The organism is Chromohalobacter canadensis (assembly GCF_029544075.1).
GTDB lineage: Bacteria > Pseudomonadota > Gammaproteobacteria > Pseudomonadales > Halomonadaceae > Chromohalobacter > Chromohalobacter canadensis_A.
Genome location: NZ_JAJQJH010000005.1, coordinates 1 through 16,381 on the forward strand (window position 1 = coordinate 1; position 16,381 = coordinate 16,381).

The 16,381-nt window shown below is 59.5% G+C and carries 15 protein-coding genes; 2 read left to right on the forward strand and 13 right to left on the reverse strand.

Annotated features, from left to right (window positions below):
* Positions 1-139 precede the first annotated feature (139 nt).
* Complete coding sequence (locus LUN51_RS08535; protein WP_277810924.1) at positions 140-1,495, reverse strand: exopolysaccharide biosynthesis polyprenyl glycosylphosphotransferase; 1,356 nt, start codon at positions 1,493-1,495, stop codon at positions 140-142.
* Positions 1,496-1,901: 406 nt separating this feature from the next.
* Between LUN51_RS08535 and LUN51_RS08540 the strand changes: the two genes are divergently transcribed.
* A complete protein-coding gene (locus tag LUN51_RS08540; RefSeq protein WP_277810925.1) occupies positions 1,902-4,031 on the forward strand; it encodes a hypothetical protein in 2,130 nt (709 codons plus the stop codon).
* A 103-nt stretch (positions 4,032-4,134) separates the two neighbouring features.
* Here the strand turns inward: LUN51_RS08540 and LUN51_RS08545 are convergent, their stop codons facing one another.
* Both LUN51_RS08545 and LUN51_RS08550 read right to left on the reverse strand, forming a co-directional pair.
* Positions 4,135-4,575: a low molecular weight protein-tyrosine-phosphatase gene (locus LUN51_RS08545; RefSeq protein WP_277810926.1), complete on the reverse strand. Its 441-nt coding sequence runs from the start codon at positions 4,573-4,575 to the stop codon at positions 4,135-4,137.
* 199 nt (positions 4,576-4,774) lie between these two features.
* Positions 4,775-5,749, reverse strand: a complete 975-nt coding sequence (locus LUN51_RS08550) for a glycine betaine ABC transporter substrate-binding protein (RefSeq protein ID WP_277810927.1) — start codon at positions 5,747-5,749, stop codon at positions 4,775-4,777.
* Positions 5,750-6,098: 349 nt separating this feature from the next.
* Here LUN51_RS08550 and LUN51_RS08555 point away from each other — a divergent pair, with 349 nt between their 5' ends.
* Complete coding sequence (locus LUN51_RS08555; protein WP_277810928.1) at positions 6,099-7,028, forward strand: glycosyltransferase family 2 protein; 930 nt, start codon at positions 6,099-6,101, stop codon at positions 7,026-7,028.
* 100 nt (positions 7,029-7,128) lie between these two features.
* On the opposite strand, the gene LUN51_RS08560 is transcribed toward LUN51_RS08555, so the two are convergent.
* The 10 genes from LUN51_RS08560 to LUN51_RS08605 all read right to left on the reverse strand — a co-directional run bounded on the left by LUN51_RS08560 (position 7,129) and on the right by LUN51_RS08605 (position 16,187).
* Entirely contained in the window at positions 7,129-8,202 is a 1,074-nt protein-coding gene (locus LUN51_RS08560) for a glycosyltransferase (RefSeq protein WP_277810929.1), read from the reverse strand.
* Positions 8,192-9,331, reverse strand: coding sequence for a glycosyltransferase family 2 protein (locus LUN51_RS08565; RefSeq protein ID WP_277810930.1), 1,140 nt, complete (start codon positions 9,329-9,331; stop codon positions 8,192-8,194). Before LUN51_RS08565 ends, LUN51_RS08560 begins: the two co-directional genes overlap by 11 nt.
* A gap of 135 nt (positions 9,332-9,466) precedes the next feature.
* The gene (locus LUN51_RS08570; protein ID WP_277810931.1) at positions 9,467-10,570 is read right to left on the reverse strand and encodes a glycosyltransferase family 92 protein; all 1,104 of its coding nucleotides are present in this window, start codon (positions 10,568-10,570) and stop codon (positions 9,467-9,469) included.
* 48 nt (positions 10,571-10,618) lie between these two features.
* Complete coding sequence (locus LUN51_RS08575; RefSeq protein ID WP_277810932.1) at positions 10,619-11,476, reverse strand: hypothetical protein; 858 nt, start codon at positions 11,474-11,476, stop codon at positions 10,619-10,621.
* Between the two features lie 202 nt (positions 11,477-11,678).
* Positions 11,679-12,830 (reverse strand): glycosyltransferase, encoded by a 1,152-nt coding sequence (locus LUN51_RS08580; protein ID WP_277810933.1) that lies wholly within the window; start codon positions 12,828-12,830, stop codon positions 11,679-11,681.
* Entirely contained in the window at positions 12,830-14,188 is a 1,359-nt protein-coding gene (locus LUN51_RS08585) for an O-antigen ligase family protein (RefSeq protein WP_277810934.1), read from the reverse strand. The genes LUN51_RS08580 and LUN51_RS08585 overlap by 1 nt, the downstream gene beginning before the upstream one ends.
* A gap of 155 nt (positions 14,189-14,343) precedes the next feature.
* On the reverse strand, positions 14,344-14,586 hold the full coding sequence (locus tag LUN51_RS08590) for a sugar transferase (RefSeq protein WP_343311318.1): 243 nt from the start codon (positions 14,584-14,586) through the stop codon (positions 14,344-14,346).
* A 112-nt stretch (positions 14,587-14,698) separates the two neighbouring features.
* Positions 14,699-15,535 carry a 3'(2'),5'-bisphosphate nucleotidase CysQ gene (gene cysQ / locus LUN51_RS08595; protein WP_040243585.1) on the reverse strand — a complete coding sequence of 279 codons (837 nt, stop codon included), beginning with the start codon at positions 15,533-15,535 and terminating at the stop codon, positions 14,699-14,701.
* A 71-nt stretch (positions 15,536-15,606) separates the two neighbouring features.
* Positions 15,607-15,894 carry a type II toxin-antitoxin system RelE family toxin gene (locus tag LUN51_RS08600; RefSeq protein ID WP_277810935.1) on the reverse strand — a complete coding sequence of 96 codons (288 nt, stop codon included), beginning with the start codon at positions 15,892-15,894 and terminating at the stop codon, positions 15,607-15,609.
* Positions 15,891-16,187, reverse strand: coding sequence for a Phd-YefM (locus LUN51_RS08605; protein WP_040243589.1), 297 nt, complete (start codon positions 16,185-16,187; stop codon positions 15,891-15,893). The genes LUN51_RS08600 and LUN51_RS08605 overlap by 4 nt, the downstream gene beginning before the upstream one ends.
* Between the last annotated feature and the right edge of the window lie 194 nt (positions 16,188-16,381).

Genomic DNA, 16,381 nt, shown 5'->3' on the forward strand with positions numbered 1-16,381 from the left:
CGGCACAGGTGTTTCTGGGGGAATACTCCGGCGCCCTGGATACCGCAGGTGCTGCGCTTATTGGTTGAATTCAGGAATAAAACACCCCCGTACTCAGACAGGGGCGACACACAATGACTCAATTCAACGAGAGCACGCCTCAGCGCGCCCCAAACCCAGTCGTGACCGTCTTCAGGGTGCGCAGTAGAATCAGCACGTCGAGCCACAGCGAGAAATGCTTGATGTAATAGAAGTCGTACTGCAGTTTGACGGTCATGCCATCGACTTCCGCCGCGTAGCCCTGCTCGACCTGAGCCCAGCCTGAAATTCCCGGCTTGACGACATGGCGGTAACTGAAAAACGGCACATCCTTCTCGTACCACTGCGAGAGATTCATGGACTCCGGGCGCGGGCCAATGAAGCTCATGTCCCCTTTGAGCACATTGAGTAGCTGCGGCAGCTCATCCAGGCGGTACTTGCGAATGACCTTGCCCACGGGCGTGATACGTGGATCGTCCTCGCCGGACGTAAACCCCTTTCCCTCGCCTTCGCTATACATACTGCGGAACTTGTAGATACGAAACGGCATCCCGCGATGGCCCATGCGCCATTGCACGAACATCGCCGGGCCGGGACTGTCATGGCGAATGGCCCAGGCCGTGGCCAGCATGATGGGCGCCAGCAGCGGCAACAGCAGCAAGGCACCGCACAAATCCAGGCCGCGCTTGCAAGTGCTATAAAGCGGCGACGGCAACAACGAAGTCAGCTCCGTATCCGCCAGGTGCTCGAGCCTGACGCGTCCGGTACGCGACTCGTCGATCTGCCTGATCTGATACACCGGAATGCCGTTCAGCGTGCACTTGGCCAGAAAGCGCACCCACTCTTGGTTGAATGCGTCGCTACGCAGATCCGCGACGATACCGTCGATACGCTGCGCCCCCAGGCGCGGCACTTCGAGTCGATACAACCCGCTCCCCTCGGTCTCGACCAGGTGACGCGCCTCGCCCAACGGCACCACAGCAAACCGCGGACGCCTAAACCGCTGCACCCACGCGTAGCCGAGGAAAAACCACAGTAGGCTTGCGGCGTAACCGCCCCACAACACGCCCTCATCAAAACGCTCGGCGCCGAGTAACAGTGCCCAAGTCGCCGCGAACACCACACTGACCAGCGGCACGACATACATCGACGCCTGCGTACCGGGAAAACGTGTCATGCGGTGCAAAACGAACAGCGTCACTAGAAACGCCGCACCCACCGCCCATAACGTGATGGCAAGTTCCGGGGCCATGTCACGCCAGAAGCCTCCGCCGTGCATCATCAGTAGCGGCACCATCAAGACCGCCGGCAGCCCCACGACGAAGTGGAACGGCATGCCCATCAGGCACTGCTCGTACCAACGTGAGTGGCGACGCTCATAACGCGTATCGAATGCCTTGCCGCTCGGCACTACCGACTCACTCCCTCCCCACGCCGAACGCTCCAGTTGCTCGAACACTTTATGCTTATTGAACATGATTGACGCCACCTTTCCAGTGTCCCGTATCGCCCGTTCAAAGGCGCATAAAAACCGGGTTTTCGCCAAACAAGTTACGAATTGTTCTTCTATGCAGCTAGACGGTTTTAGTGATTAAGGAACCCTATATTATTCATGCGCAGAAGCGCCAAAATCGTACGTCAAAACCCAGTCGCACTTTACACTTACACCGCCATAGCAAATCGACACCAAAAGGATCCATACAATAAGATTAACGCTACTCATTGCGCACTCTACTTGCGCTCACCATGAACATTGGAAGGTAATTAAAATGATAAAAATACACCTCCAGTAAGGAAAACTCTCACCTCATCACCCAACAAAATTCAAGCTATGCTAGGCAATTATTTCGGAGGGGAAAATGAATACTTCGAGAAGACGACTCTTGGCTCGACTACTCCAGGGTGGCGCTGTACTGACCGCCTCCGGTCTATTGCCGACTCACACGGCCGGCATGGAAAAACACGCGGCAGATATGGAAAAAAGAGACAAAGAGGGAAAAACAACGCAGGAGGGAGCAGAGACGCTGCATGTCGACTCCATCGCCGATATGCAGGCACTGGACGTTGCCCGCCTTCAAGATGGGCAACGTATTCAGGTTGTCGGTTACCATGCGGGGGAAACACTCGGTGGAGGGAGCTTCGTCTGGTACGTCCATGAGCGACGCGAGGCCGACGGCGGCACCTGTTTTCGTGCCCATGACCAAGCCGACGGACGCTTTCTAAGACGCCTCGACGACACGCTCACGCCCGGCATGTTCGGCGCGCGCGGGGATGGCAGCGACCAGTATCTCGCCTTAAGGCAACTTGCCAAATCCGCCAACGCCCAGCAGCGCGATGTCGTCTTTCCCGAGGGTGATTTCGCCTCTTCGGGTACAGGGTTACGCTTCAAGGGCATCCGCGTGAACGGGGCAGGCATCAATCGAACAACCATTCGTTATACCAGCGACACTTACGGTGCACTGGTTGAGGTTGATGATGGCACCACTCTCTCTGGCATGACCCTGGATGGTAATGTCAGCGACGATCCCGAGCGCTGGAGCGTCTCCAACTACGACGCCTTTACCGGCTGTCTACCCCTGGACCTCATTGGCCAAGACGTCACCGTCCACGACGTCATCTGCCGCCGTTCCCCTCTCGCCTGTATCCGCGTTGGAGCACGAAATTTCGTGCTTCGCGATGTCGTTGCTGAGCATGCACGCGGTAACTCTGGGGACGGTTTCTTCATCGCCGACTCCCGCGATGGCCTCGTCGAACGCTGCCAAGCACGTGATTTCACGCGCATCGGCTTCGTCTCCGACACCTATGGCAGTAGCCCGGCGTACATGCTCAGCGAGCGCATCGACTTCATCGACTGCCTCGCCGAAAACGGCCATCACGCTAGCGTCGATTACGGTAACGCCGAATTCAACACCGGTTACTGGGCCGAACATAGCGACGAGGTACGCTTCATCAATTGTCGCTCACGCGATACGACGCATTCTGGCTTCGTCGCCACCACCGGACGCGTCCCGTCGCTGGGTATTGGGCATTTTACGGTGCGTGGCTGCATCGCCGAGACCACCAACATCGGCTTTTACCTCAAAGACCTAAATGTCACACCCGTGCGTCATATTGTCGACGACTGCTTGTCACGCGATGTCGACAGGGGGCTTTGTATCGAAATGGATCTCGCAGCCAGCCATCTCACTGGCCAGCGCTTCACCACGGTGCTACGCGGTGCCCAACGCAGTAGCAGCTCCCTATTGCTCAGAGGCGATGGACATATCGATATCCGCGATATCGACGAAACCTGGCAAACTTTCCATCCGCGCCGCTATGAGAGCATCAGGGCCAGCTACGCGTCGGTCGTTGCCGCAGGTAACTTCAAAGGCGAGCTGCATCTCGCCAACTTCCAGAGTCGATATGGCGACACCGACGAGCCCGCCGCCGTAGGCTTCAAGCTCATCGGCCAATCACACCTGCGCAACTTCACGCTGAGCGCTACGCGGGCACGGCTCTTTCATGTGCCGGCCGAGCACATCAGCCTGCACGACTGCGAGATCCCCTCTGGCTGGGTCAAAGCCTTCAACGCGCTCGACGTAGACGCCTGCCGGCTCGGCGACGGTGTGCCACGCTTCGATATCTTCGACACCACGCAGCATCACCGTTACCGCCACTGCCAGTTCGACTTCACTCCCGGCGGCGGGCATCTCTACCTGCACAACAGCGACAAACGCAATTCACGGCATGTAGTGCGCTTCGAGCGGTGCCGTTTCAAGAAAGACCTCGCCCAGCACGGCTACATGATCACCCTCGATGCCGCGCCCGGGGTCTTCATGGCCAATGAGAGCAACTACCTGACCTTCCGCGACTGCACCTTCGAAAACACCGGCCAGGCCACCGATACCCCTGCGATACGCACCCTCCAGCGTCCACCGCAAGCCTCGCTGACCGGGTACGGCAACCGCAAAAACGACGCCATTGGCACCCTTACCGCCTTCGAACTCGACGACGACCTCATGGCCGACGGCTAACGCAGCGACAAGCTTGCCTCACAAACGCAAACGGCCCCAAAAGGGGCCGTCAGCATTTACGCGTCACTGCACTGTTCAATACGTATAATTTCTCAATACCAACCTACAACTTCCCCGCCCACGCCTCGGCCGCGTTGACCAATTGCCGATGCACGTGCGTGAACGCTTCATCGCTCTTGCCGTAGGGGTCGGAAATCTCAGGGTTGGCCAGCCAACGCCCGAACAGCATGGTCTTGCCGAACGCCGAGGGTAACAGCTCCCCCACCGCGCGGCGTTGGCGTTCCGTCATTACCAAGACCAAGTCCGCTTCGCGCAGCATCGTTTCATCGATCTGGCGTGCCTTATGCGCCTTGAGCGCATTGGCGAGCTCCGGCTTTTCGACCTCCGCCAATGCGCGGGAATGCGTCTCGACGCCCTCTCCCACGCGCGCGCCAAGGCCCGCCGTAGCGATCATCCGATCAGGGTACTGCCGCTGTAACAGCGCCGCCGCCACCGGGCTACGACAGATATTGCCCGTACACACCACCAGAATACGTTTAAACATCAATGCCGAGCCCCATTTCGCTTTGCACAACGCCCTATCGTGACGCCAAAGCGCACCAACCGGAAGATGAAAAGCCTCGCCATCCCAGCATGGGCGCGCTCATGCCCCGGCCACAAACAACAACGGCCCCGAAAGGGGCCGTTCACGTTCAGCGTTTCCATCATGCAAGCTTCAGGAAGCAAACTCCAAGAAGCAAACTTCAGGGAGCGGGCTTCGCCAGATCGCTGATCTTTTCGAGATCGTAGCGCTGCGCGGTCTCGGCGGTGACCACGAAGCCGTTCTTATCTTCCGCAGGCGCTGGCTCGAAGCCCACCAGGTCGCGTTCGGGCAGCAATGCCGACAGGGGTTGTCCGCTCGTGTCGGCGAGCGTGTTCAGCCAACCACCCAAGCTGCCGGTGTATTCCGGGAACAGGTCGATCTCGCCACTTTCGAGCAGGGGCAGATAGGTGGCGCGGTTGCCGATTTCCTGGCGATGCCGGGTGGGGTATCCCGCCTGGTCGAGCGCCTGGCGATACATTTCCGCCAGGATGATGCTCTCGGCGAAGTTACCGGAGCCGACCACGATGGTGGGGCCCTCTTTTTTCGGCGCACTCTCCGAAGGCGCGGACGCTCCATGTTCCTTAAGCCACTCCCGGGCGATGGTTTCCGCCTCCACCCCGTCGAGCGCGAAGCGTCGATTCATCTCGGTAAGTTCCGGGGTCGTCAGGGCGGCGCTGAGCGGATTGAGCACCTCACCGAGCTCGGGGTAGGCGTCGCCGATGGACTGATGGGCCACCGGAATGACGTTTTCCGCCGGCTGGGCGTTACGATCGTCCTCCAGCAGGACGAAGCGGTCAGTGGCAAGATACCCATTGGTGGTGAAGAGCACGCCGATCTGGATGTCTCCGTTCAAGAGCGCCTCTCGCGTGCGCGGCCCACCGGGGTCGGTGACCACGAAGTCGGCGAAGTGCAAGCCGTACTCTTCCTCGAGCGCGGGCAGGCAGTATGGCTCATGAGGACACTCCTCGCCGGAGCCGAACACGAACTGGTTGGCGATGGTTTCCGGCCCGCTCTTGTTGGTCGACTCTTCCTGCTCGGCCTCACTGGCCGACAAGGAAGGCGCTGCCAGAAACAAAGCGGCCAGTGCCGTGCTGAACATCAGGGAGCTGCGCCCGGTCAGTAGCTGGTTGCTCAATTCGATCACCCCATAATATTGAAGTTGTGTGTCAGATTGTCAGGCGTTGTCGAGGCGCCGAGCCCCATCGCCGGCATCGACGTTCGACACGCAATGAACACACACCCTATATAGCTATCGCTGTCGTTACAAAATTCTGGGGGCGTACATCGCCGATGATTCGGGGCTGAGAGGCCCGTCGTAGAGATAAGGCGTCGTGGCGATGAGGCTGGCGGTGCTTGTCCGGAGGCGCTGGCCGGGCCGGCGGAAAAATGGCAGGCGTCATACAAACCGGAGAAGCCGCCATGCTACCATCCGGCTTCACACCGACATCACCGACCCGCTTTCCCTATGACCCCCGCCCTCTACTATGACCGATGTGCCGCTTGTCTCCGTTATCATTCCCATGCATGGGCGCTCCCATTTCATCGAGGCGGCACTGCGCAGCGTCATCGCTCAGACGCATCCCCGGGTCGAGACGATACTGGTCGACGACAACGGCGAAGGCTCCGCAAACCAGTTGGCGACGCACGAGCAGGTCGCCCCCTTTCTGGGGCCCAACGTGCGCTACTCGGCGAACCCCGCCAATGTCGGCGTCTCCGCGACGCGCAACCGGGGCGTCGAGCTGGCCCGGGGCGAGTACGTCACCTTTCTGGACGATGATGATCTGTATTACGAGCACAAGGTCGCTCATCAGTTGCAGCACATGCTGGACCACAAGCTGAACATCAGCATCTGCTCCTTCGACCGGTTCGACACGGACGGCGAGACGCAACCGGCGAGTGCCATCCAGCCACCCCTGACATGCGCCCAGGATGTGCTCTTCGGCGATCCCTCCCCGCATGCGCCCACCATCATGATCGAGCGGGCATTCTTCCAGCGCATAGGCGGCTTCAACGAATCGCTGGCCTACCGCGAAGATCTCATGCTGGTGACACGAGCGCTCAGTCACGGCGCCGCCATCGGCTCGATACCGCAGCCCCTCTTCAATTATCGGGTACACCCTGGCTTCCGGCTCTCCAAGAAGCGGTTCGCATGCGACGAGATCGACCGCATCTACGCGATCATCGACGAAGAAGAAGCCGAACTTCGTCGCCAGTTGCCCCCTGCGGAACGGGAACGGTTGCTGTCGGTGCGTCGCTACAAGCAGCTCGAGGTCCTGTTCAAGAACGGCTGCCGCATCCCCTTCGCGCTGCTCGCCGACACCGTGAAGTACGCCTTCAAGACCGGGGACCACAAGCAGTTGTTGCGTGGCATCTCGAAATACGTGCGCGCAGCCCTAGGGCGCAACAAGCATTAGACGCCGTAAAATCAAAAAAGCCCCGGTTCGGGGCTTTTTCGATCATGACCTACTGGGACTCATGGCGACGCATCGCGCCTCATCGCGCGTTATAAGAAACTCATGGCAGCGCCTCGTAGCGTTCGGCGATGGCGCTAGGTGAGAAGCCCCGGTAATGGCTCGGGTCGATACGTGGCGGTGCCGCGACGGCGCTGGCGATCTTCTCGGCCAGGGCGGCTTCGTCGTCGCAGGCCACCAGATAATTCGCCAGCTCCCCCGTCAGGATATCCCGCGGCCCCGAGGGGCAATCGGTACTCACCACCGGCGTGCCGCAGATCAGCGACTCCGCGATCACACGGCCGAAGCCCTCGTAGTCGGAGGCCAGTACCAGCAGGTCGGCGTGGCGAATGTAGGGATAAGGATTGGCCTTCTGGCCGAGGAACATCACGCGCGACTCGAGCCCCAGCTCACGGACCAGCGCCTGGGCGTTTTCCAATTCCCCCTCGCCGACGAAGACCAGCTTCTGGGCGATGCCGCTCGCCTTGTAGGCGCGCAGCAGGCGGTCGTAGCGCTTCTGCCGCAGCCCCAGGCGCCCCACGCTAACGATATAGTCGCTCACCTCGACGTCCTGGTACATGCGACGCTCGATGTCATCCGCGTCGATGATGTTGTGAATCACCTCGCCATGAGCCGGCGTCGCTCCGTGGGCATCCAGCGATGCCAGGATACCGTGGGAAATGGCGATGACCCGCCGGCCGCCGTAGAGCTTGCGGATCTTGCGTACCGCCTTGGCCCGTGAGCCACGCTTGCCCAGTAAGGCCTCCGTGGGGTCGGTGCGAATGCACAGCCACGCCCGCGCCGCCAGCGAGGACTCGGTGACGACCCGGTGCGCGTAATACAGGTTCGCGATGATGACGTCGTAGCTTCTCGCCTCGTCACGCAACCAGGCATCGAGTTTCTCGGCGTGCAAGCGAAAGCGCCGCAGCTTTTGCCAGGCGTTCGCATACTGGAAGGGAAGCGTCTTGACCGTCACGCCTTCGGGTATGTCATGCCATACCTTGTCGCTGAGCACGGCGATGGTGACGTCATGGCCGCGCCCTGCCAGCGCCCTGGCCAGGTTCAGGATCGAGATCGGCGCACCGCCACCACCCAGGTGGTCGGATACGAATAGAAACGACGTGTGGTCACCGCTCACCGGCCAGCCCCTTCGCCATGGCTTCCGTTCCTTCATGCTTCGGCCCCGGCATCATAGGGATATGACTTTCGTCTTGCACCAGCCCCTCCGTGCCCACTTCTTCGAGCTTGTTCAAACGTGGCTGCCAATTCGTGGTGATACCCAAGAAATGCAAAAAATACGAGGATGGACTGACGCAAGTATCTGGCTTGTTGCGCCTCATCCGGCCGCCCAGAAAAATGGAAGATCGCTTCCATGTGGCGTGCTGCGAGATGACATCCACCTTGTCTTCCTTGCAAACGAACTTTCTCGCCGTCGTCTTGAGCTCCGGAAAGCGGTACACAAAATCCTTGTGGGTATAATTCTCACTTGCCGGCTTCACGAACGGCACATTATAGCTATTGAAATAGACCACCCCTTTGCCAGCCAGTTCAGACGCAAGCTTCTCTTTATTGGATATCAAGAGCTCGTCGATATCGAAATTATAAAGAATCCCACGTCTTGCATAGCGAGTCAGGCAGTGATTCAACGCTCCAGCCTGAGCGAATTTATTATGGGTCTTCCCCGGCGGTCCGTACGGGAAATCCCAATCCACGACGTGCGCTCGCCCTTTCAAGGCCTCTTTCAACTCGCCTCGATTGCGACTGCCGTTGTCATAGACGAACACATCATCGATATCAAAATTCTCTCTGTAATGATCCACCCACTCAGAGACCCATGACACCTTGTTGTCCTTGGATATCGCGGCTAAGACCTTCCTGCCTTGCGCTCCACGCTCCCCAACATCCACCGTCACCGAGAACTCGTTAAATTGCAATTCGACAGCCATGGCGCCATGCCAAGAATGACGCACAGGCAGCCTTGCCTTCAAAACCGACTGCTTGAGTTCCGAGTGGTCACGCCATTTATACGGGACCTTTTTACCATCGACAACCAGCCTCATCCCATCAAGGCGAGACGCAAGGTTAAGGAGTGGTGGCCCAAGGCCGACCAAGACATCTTCTTTGGCTGGATCCGTGAAGAGGTCATAAAAAACGGTTTTCTTATCAAAAAACCGTAATTCCTCTTCGGAAACACGATCTTTACCGTTTGGGGCTCTTTCTATATCAACCCTATTAGGTATAACAACCGGCTGAATCATCACGCTCATCAAGAAATCCCAGCATTCCTATAAAATCAAACAATTCTAATGCATGACATAATATATTGCGCCTTCAATCCGAGCAATGCCACGGATACATCCTCGACGCCGGGTCTGCTTTCGGGTACACAAGAGAGTAACGCTTCATGCTGTTGTCTTGTTTCTGCTTCCCACGCGCGCCGTCTGCGGCGTCATGACATGCGCGTCATCATACACGAGGCCTTCCACCGACTCTTCCTTGAACCGCTGAATCCCGGGCTCCTGCTTGTTGCTGATGCCCATGAAGTGCAGGAAGTACCCACCCTCCAACAGTAGTTTCTCCGGCTTGTTGCGACGCAGCTTGTTCACGAGCGGGACCCGCCACCACGACCAGGTGTTGTGGTAGGAAATCACATCGACGGCATCCGCCCGGCACACGAACTTGCGCGCGGTCTCCTTCACCTTCGGCGAGCGGTAAAGGAAGTCCGCGTGCGTGAATCGCGCCTTGCCGGGGTCCCGGTACGGCACGAGAAAGCTGTTGAAATAGACGAGGCCTTTCTTCCGCAAACGCACATCGATAGCCGCACGATCCGCGGTCAGCAACTCGTCGATATCGAAATTGAACAGCACGCCATGTTTGGCGAAACGGTGCAGGCAGTGATTGAGCGCCCCGACCTGGGCGAACATGTTCACCGTCTTGCCAGATGGGCCGAAGGGAAAGTTCCAGCGAATGACATGGGCCTTGCCCGCCAGGGACTGCTCCAGCTCGACGACGTTGTCGCTGCCGTTGTCGTAAAGGTAGACATCCTCGACGCCGTAGCGGCTTTTGTAGAAGTCGACCCAATACGTTATCCACCCGATATCGTTGTTCTTCGAGATGGCAGCCAGCACACGCTTACGCTCTGGTAGATCGAGGGCCGTCAACTTGAACGTCTGTGTGAAATCCGGAAACGCGAACGCGACATCGTACTCGTCGCCCTCGGGAATGGACGCCTTCAGGATCGACAGCTTGTACTCGCCATACTCGTGAAGTTGAAACCGGGTGGCGGTGCCATTGACGCGAAGCACGAGCCGCTGCAGGTAGCTTTCCAGGTTCAGCGCCGGTGGTCCCACGGCCACCAGGCAACCGGCCTGCTTATCGACGAACACGTCGTAAAAGACCGTCTTGGCATCGAAAAAGGGCTTCTCGTCCTCTTCCAGGCTACTGCGGAGGCTCGAGAGTCTTTCCAAGGCCATGCTCTCAGGGAGGGTTATCGTATTGATCTGCATGTTTCGACTCGATATTCAGTAACCGGCAGTGTTAATCGACTCATATCGCTAGGAAACCGTTGTTTCAGGGGTACAGTTGGCAAGGCTCTCCTTCACTAGCTCCAAGGCATGCTTGCCGCGGGCGCCCTGGGTCACGCGCTGCCACCACTCTCGATGCACGGCCTTGACGAGTACCGGCACGGAAGGCAAGCCGATATGCTGCGCCATGGCCAAGCGATGCAGGCCCCGGTTGATCTTGAGAAGCCGCCCTTCACGTGTGACAGCCACGCCCAGCATGTCTTTCCCACGTGTGGAGTCGAAGCCTCGCACGGCCATGTCGTCCATAAAACTCAGGTAGACGCGCAGGAAGGTCAGTATGCGGGCCTCGCTATCCAGCAGGATACCTTGCTGATGCGACGACCAGGGCTTGCCGGCCTTCAAGCGTGCCATGTACTTGGCGAAGGCTTCCGACTGCGAGAGATCGTCACGATGGGCATCGATATCCGCAATGAAACGCGCTCGAGAACCCTGGCGCAGATCGCCGCGCCGTAGATCCCACTCACCATCCCAAATGAACGCCGAGGAATTCGGGCGATACTTATGGGGCCAGCCTTGCCAGTGAGTAGCGCGAACCAAGTCATTCGGGTTCACGTGCAAGATCAACTGATCGCCAAGCGTTAATTCAACGGCACGGCGCGGTAAACCAATATGCTCGACCCAAGCGGCACCCGGCAGATTATATTGCCACAAGCGAAGCAAACCACACTCTACGGGCACGCCCAGGGATTGAGCGACCTCCCTCACCGTTTTTGCCAAGCGCGCCCGCTGTACCGGCCAGTACATGCGGGGGTCTTCCAAGGGGGCGAAGGCGGGGTCGCCTGCGGGCGGGGTGGGCAACCGATGCTCACCAAGTAGCAAAGACTTCATGCCCCACCTCCCAGCCTAACCGTGAGAAAAGAAGATGCGCTTCGCTTATGCCGTCGCGGCAAACGGCAGATAAGATACGGTTGCCCATGTTCCATGCGTCGTGCCTCGTTATATGCATCATGCTGTCTTAATAGTTAGCATGATAGCAATTAACGCATGAGGAGCGTAGTAATAATGTCTTATATAATGTCGAAAAAAACGCTTAATCCGCATCGGGTCTATGCATGAAGCGTGCGGCCACCGTCTCGGGCTTGAAGTCATCCAGCCACGACTCCTGCACCGGCGGCGTCTCCCCCTCCAACGCGGCTTGCAAGCCGCGCGCCAGGCTTTCCTCGTCATGGGGAACGACACTGTCCTCGAGCCCGCCCTTGAGAATGCTGCGAATGCCGCCGGGGCAATCCACGCTCAGCACCGGCGTACCGCAGGCCAGTGCCTCGAACAGCACGATGCCCATACCCTCGAAACGCGAGCTGAGCACGAACAGTCGCGCGTGATGCATCCACGGGTACGGGTTCTGCCGCTGCCCCGCGAAGACCACCCGCTCGGCGATACCCAGCTCCCCCGCCAGGGCCTCGAGGCGCTCGCGCTCCCGGCCGTCCCCGACCAGCACCAGCGGCAAGGTTACGCCCGAGCGCGCATAGGCGCGCAGCAGCAAGGCGTGATCCTTGGCGGGCACCAAGCGTGCCACGTTGACGATATACGGCCCCGCCGGTAGATCCGGCTCGGACTCCTGCATGGCCTCGCGTATCGCCGGAATCGGGCACGGATTGGGGATGACCCGTAAGCTAGCAGGCTCGAATCGCCAAAAGGGCATCGCCTTTTTGACGCTTTCCGCCACGCCCTGGGAGACCGCTACCAATTCCCGCCCCTGATACAGGCAGCGCGCGAACAAGCGCCGGCGCCAGCAAGGCCCCTTGGCATGGAAGATGTTTTCCAGCACGTAGCAGGCGCGCTCATCGCGAAACGTCCACACGAGTTCGAAGGTGCCGATCCCCCGAAAGACGATGCGATCCACTCGACCATAGCGACGCTCAAAGCGCTTGAGCCACAGACGGAACACCACGCCGCCCATCAGCCCCGTACCCAGGAACAGTGCCCGCTTAAGAAGGGGGTTCAGCAACCAGCGCGCCACTAACTCCGCGAGCAACCCGACGACGGTCAGCCGGGTCCAGCGGTTCAGCGCTAGCTGATGCTGTCGCACGCCGGTGTGGGAAGAGGTCAACGGATCCTCCACTCGCCGCAGCGCCACCAAATGACTCTCGTGCCCCGCCTCGGCAAACGCATCGGCCAGATTGACCGCCACCCGTTCCATGCCCCCCATCTTCAGGGAGCGCACGACCACTAATGTGCGCATTACGTGCTCCGTCGCGCCGGCCAGGCCAGCACCCGCCGGCCGCTTTCCAACTGCCAGCGCCAAATATGCGTGACCAGCCCCCCCACGATGAGGTTATGCACGTACACCCCCGTCCAAAACGAGTTATAGGATTCGAACTGATTGACGATCATCCAATACACGAAGAACGCCGCCCCGAACAGCGCCATGTCGTTCGGCATGACACCCGTGCGCCACGCCAGCCAGGTGCCCCGGCCGATCCAGAACGCCAGCGCCGCGATGACACCGAGCCCCAGCAAGCCATATGCCACCCAGACTTCCAGGAAAAAGTTGTGCAGATGGCCGAAGTTCGCCTTCACAGACTCCGGTAACCAGGACGTATGGTCGATCACCAGGCCACGCCCTTCGCCGCCCCAACCGACCAGAGGGCGCTCGGCGATCCATTCGCCCGCGGCCACCCAGGTATGAATACGAATGCCGATGCTGCTATAGGGCACCGACTCCAGATCGCCCTGCAGCAACTCCGCCACGACGCCGGACTCCGTTTCCAAGCGCTCGCTCAGCGTGTCCCCGAAGAATACGCCCCCCAGCATGATGAGCACCAGCCCCACGGCGAGGCCGCCCAAGAGGGGGCGCACCATGCGCCGGCCAAGGCCTCGCGCATTAGCCCACAACAGCACAAGCAACACGGCCACAGAGAGGGAAGCGGCCAGAGCCAGCCATACCGCGCGCGTCTGCCCGATGGCAATGGCAACCACGCAAATGCCCAGCGCCAGCGCCCAGCCCACGCAGCGCCACGGCACCCAGCGCGTGCCGCTTGTCATGATACGGCGGCCAAAGATCGCAAGCCCCAGCAAGGCCACCCCAAACAGCATCGAGCCGTGTTGGTTATTGCGTATGCCAAAGCCGGTTCTCATGCCTTCCAAGCCTTTGCGCCATTCATCGAGGCCACCGACCACGAAAGAGGCAACGAGGTAGCCGATAACCGCCAATCCCCATACCAGCAGCGTGTTGCGAGAGCTTCCGCCCAGCCACCAGGCAACGCCAATGAAGATGAACAGCTTGGCCAGACGGTCGACCTCCGGGTTACTCGACACCCACTCGGGATGATGGAGATACCCCAGCCCCCATGACAGCACCTGCACGGCAACCGACAGCAGCAGCAGCCACAAGGGCGCGGTTCCGCGTATGCCCTTCCCCCATGTCAGGACGGCAATCAACCCCAATAACGCCGTAGCGGTCCCCGCCAGACTGCCAACACCAGGCCACAGCACGCGCAACAGTCCATACAGCAACAGGGTCGCAACCCCCACGACCACAAGAACACCGGGAGACCGCCGCCCGATACAGCTAGGCTCCCACAGGCGAAAACGCAACATTCCACCCCCCAAAACAGCCGACCAAGCCCCGTGACGCGCCATGCCATGCCATGACATGACCACATCATGTGGGCCTTCCATGAAAAAGCCGCTGACAAAGTCAGCGGCTCGTGAATATACCAATGTGCCCGTCAGCCTGCATGCAACACGACGCTTCAATACGCATTCTTGTGTATGAAGTCATGCAGGATCGCCAAGCCGATGATGCGCAGATCTAGCCACAGCGACCAGTTGTCGATGTACCACAAATCGTGCTCGACCCGCTTTTCCATTTTCTCGATGGAAGCCGTCCCGCCACGAAAGCCATTAACCTGAGCCCACCCGGTGATCCCCGGCTTAATCTTGTGGAGCTTCATGTACGACTCGACCAGCTCCTTGCTCGTGGTCTTGTGCTTCAGGGCGTGCGGCCTGGAAAAGTCGCGCCATTCCGCTTATGAACATAAAAATGCCCAGACATGTCCCCAAACGCTTCAACGCCTGATGCCAAGGCGCCATAGCTTCTGCCCCTCGTCAGGCGACGCTCTCGCGCAGGGCGTTTTCCCAGCGTTGGTCGCGCTGACCGCAGACGATGAAGAATGGGTTGAGCACGCTGTCTTGCTGGTTGCAGCGCAGCGGTTCAAGGGTCTCGACATTGAGCACTTGGCCACCGGCGGCGGTGACGACGGCCTGGGCGGCGGCGGTGTCCCATTCAGAGGTGGGGGCGAGGCGCGGATAGAGATCGGCATTGCCTTCGGCGACTAGGCACAGCTTCAACGAGCTGCCCATGGAGACGCATTCATGCGCGGGCAGGCGCTGGCAGAAGGCTTCGAAGATTTCGGCGCCATGGCGGCGGCTGCCGATGATCTTCCAGGGTTCGGCCTGGGGATCGGGCAATGCGCGGGCGTGAATCGGTTGGTCGTCACCGCCGTTCTCGCGCTTACAGGCGCCCTGCCCGTGCTGGCCCCACCAGGTCGCGGGGCCGCTTTCGAGCGCGGGCGCGTGGACGATGCCGAACACCGGCACGCCGTCTTCCACCAGGGCGACATTGAGCGTGAACTCACCATTGTGGCTGATGAATTCCTTGGTGCCATCCAGTGGGTCGATCAACCAGTAACGCTGCCATGTTTGGCGAGTCTCGTAGCGGATCTCGGCGGATTCTTCGGAGAGAATCGGCACCTTGGGGGTAATGGCTTCCAGCAGTCCGACCAGGGCGTGGTGCGAGGCCATGTCCGCCTCGGTGAGCGGGCTGGCGTCGGCCTTTTCTTCGATGGCGAAGTCGCGACGGTAGATCGCCATGATCTCCTGGCCGGCGACGTGAACGCCCTCGATAAGGCGATTGCGCGTGGAATCGGTAATAAAATCGGTCATATTGATTCGGGTATCCGGAATAGCGGGTTGAGACGGTTGCAGGTCGGCACGGTTGCTGGGCGGAGAGGATATCAAATCCGTCGGTCAGCGAGTTTATAAACCTCTTCATCTCGCCGCGCCCCGACCGCCACGATCAGCACTTGGATGGCCTCTCCATCCACCTTGTACACGATGCGCGTATTGCCAGTACGAATTCTCCGGCAACCTGCTAGCGTCCCTCGCAGCGGCTTCCCGAGCTTTTCTGGCTCGCCATCGCGGATTCGCGCTTCAATGACATCCAGAATACGTGTTGCAGCGGCCGAGCCCAGTCGCGTCAGGTCTTGCTGTACGTCTGGGTGGTAAATGACGCGCCAAGTCACGACTCACTCGACCGATCAAAGAGCGCACGCATGTCGTCATGGGCGATGGCCTGATCGGCTTGATAGCTGGCTAGCCGGTCCCGAGCTACTGCTTCGATACGCAGGTCTTCGAGTTCATCGACGAGATCCTGGTAGGCCTGGACGTTCATCAGCACCGCTGCCGGCTGGTTGTCCTTGAAGATCACCAGCCGTTCAGTCTGTCTGGAAGAGATTTCCTTGAGCCGGGTGCTGAAGTTGCGTGCCATGGCGGTTGCAGAGACCGCCTCTTCGGGTCGTTCTAGTAACGTCGCCATATCAGGCCTCCACTAACCACACAATTCACCGCATTATTGTGTGTATAATAATCATATTTAGCCATGGCGGCAAACGCAGTCAGCTCTCCGCTCTCCCCCATACCGTCCTCTCCTTATGGATCGTTGAAAAACGCCTCACGCATGGATTGACAGCCTTCTTCGGGACTGGATAAATGAGCGCTCCATTCTCAACC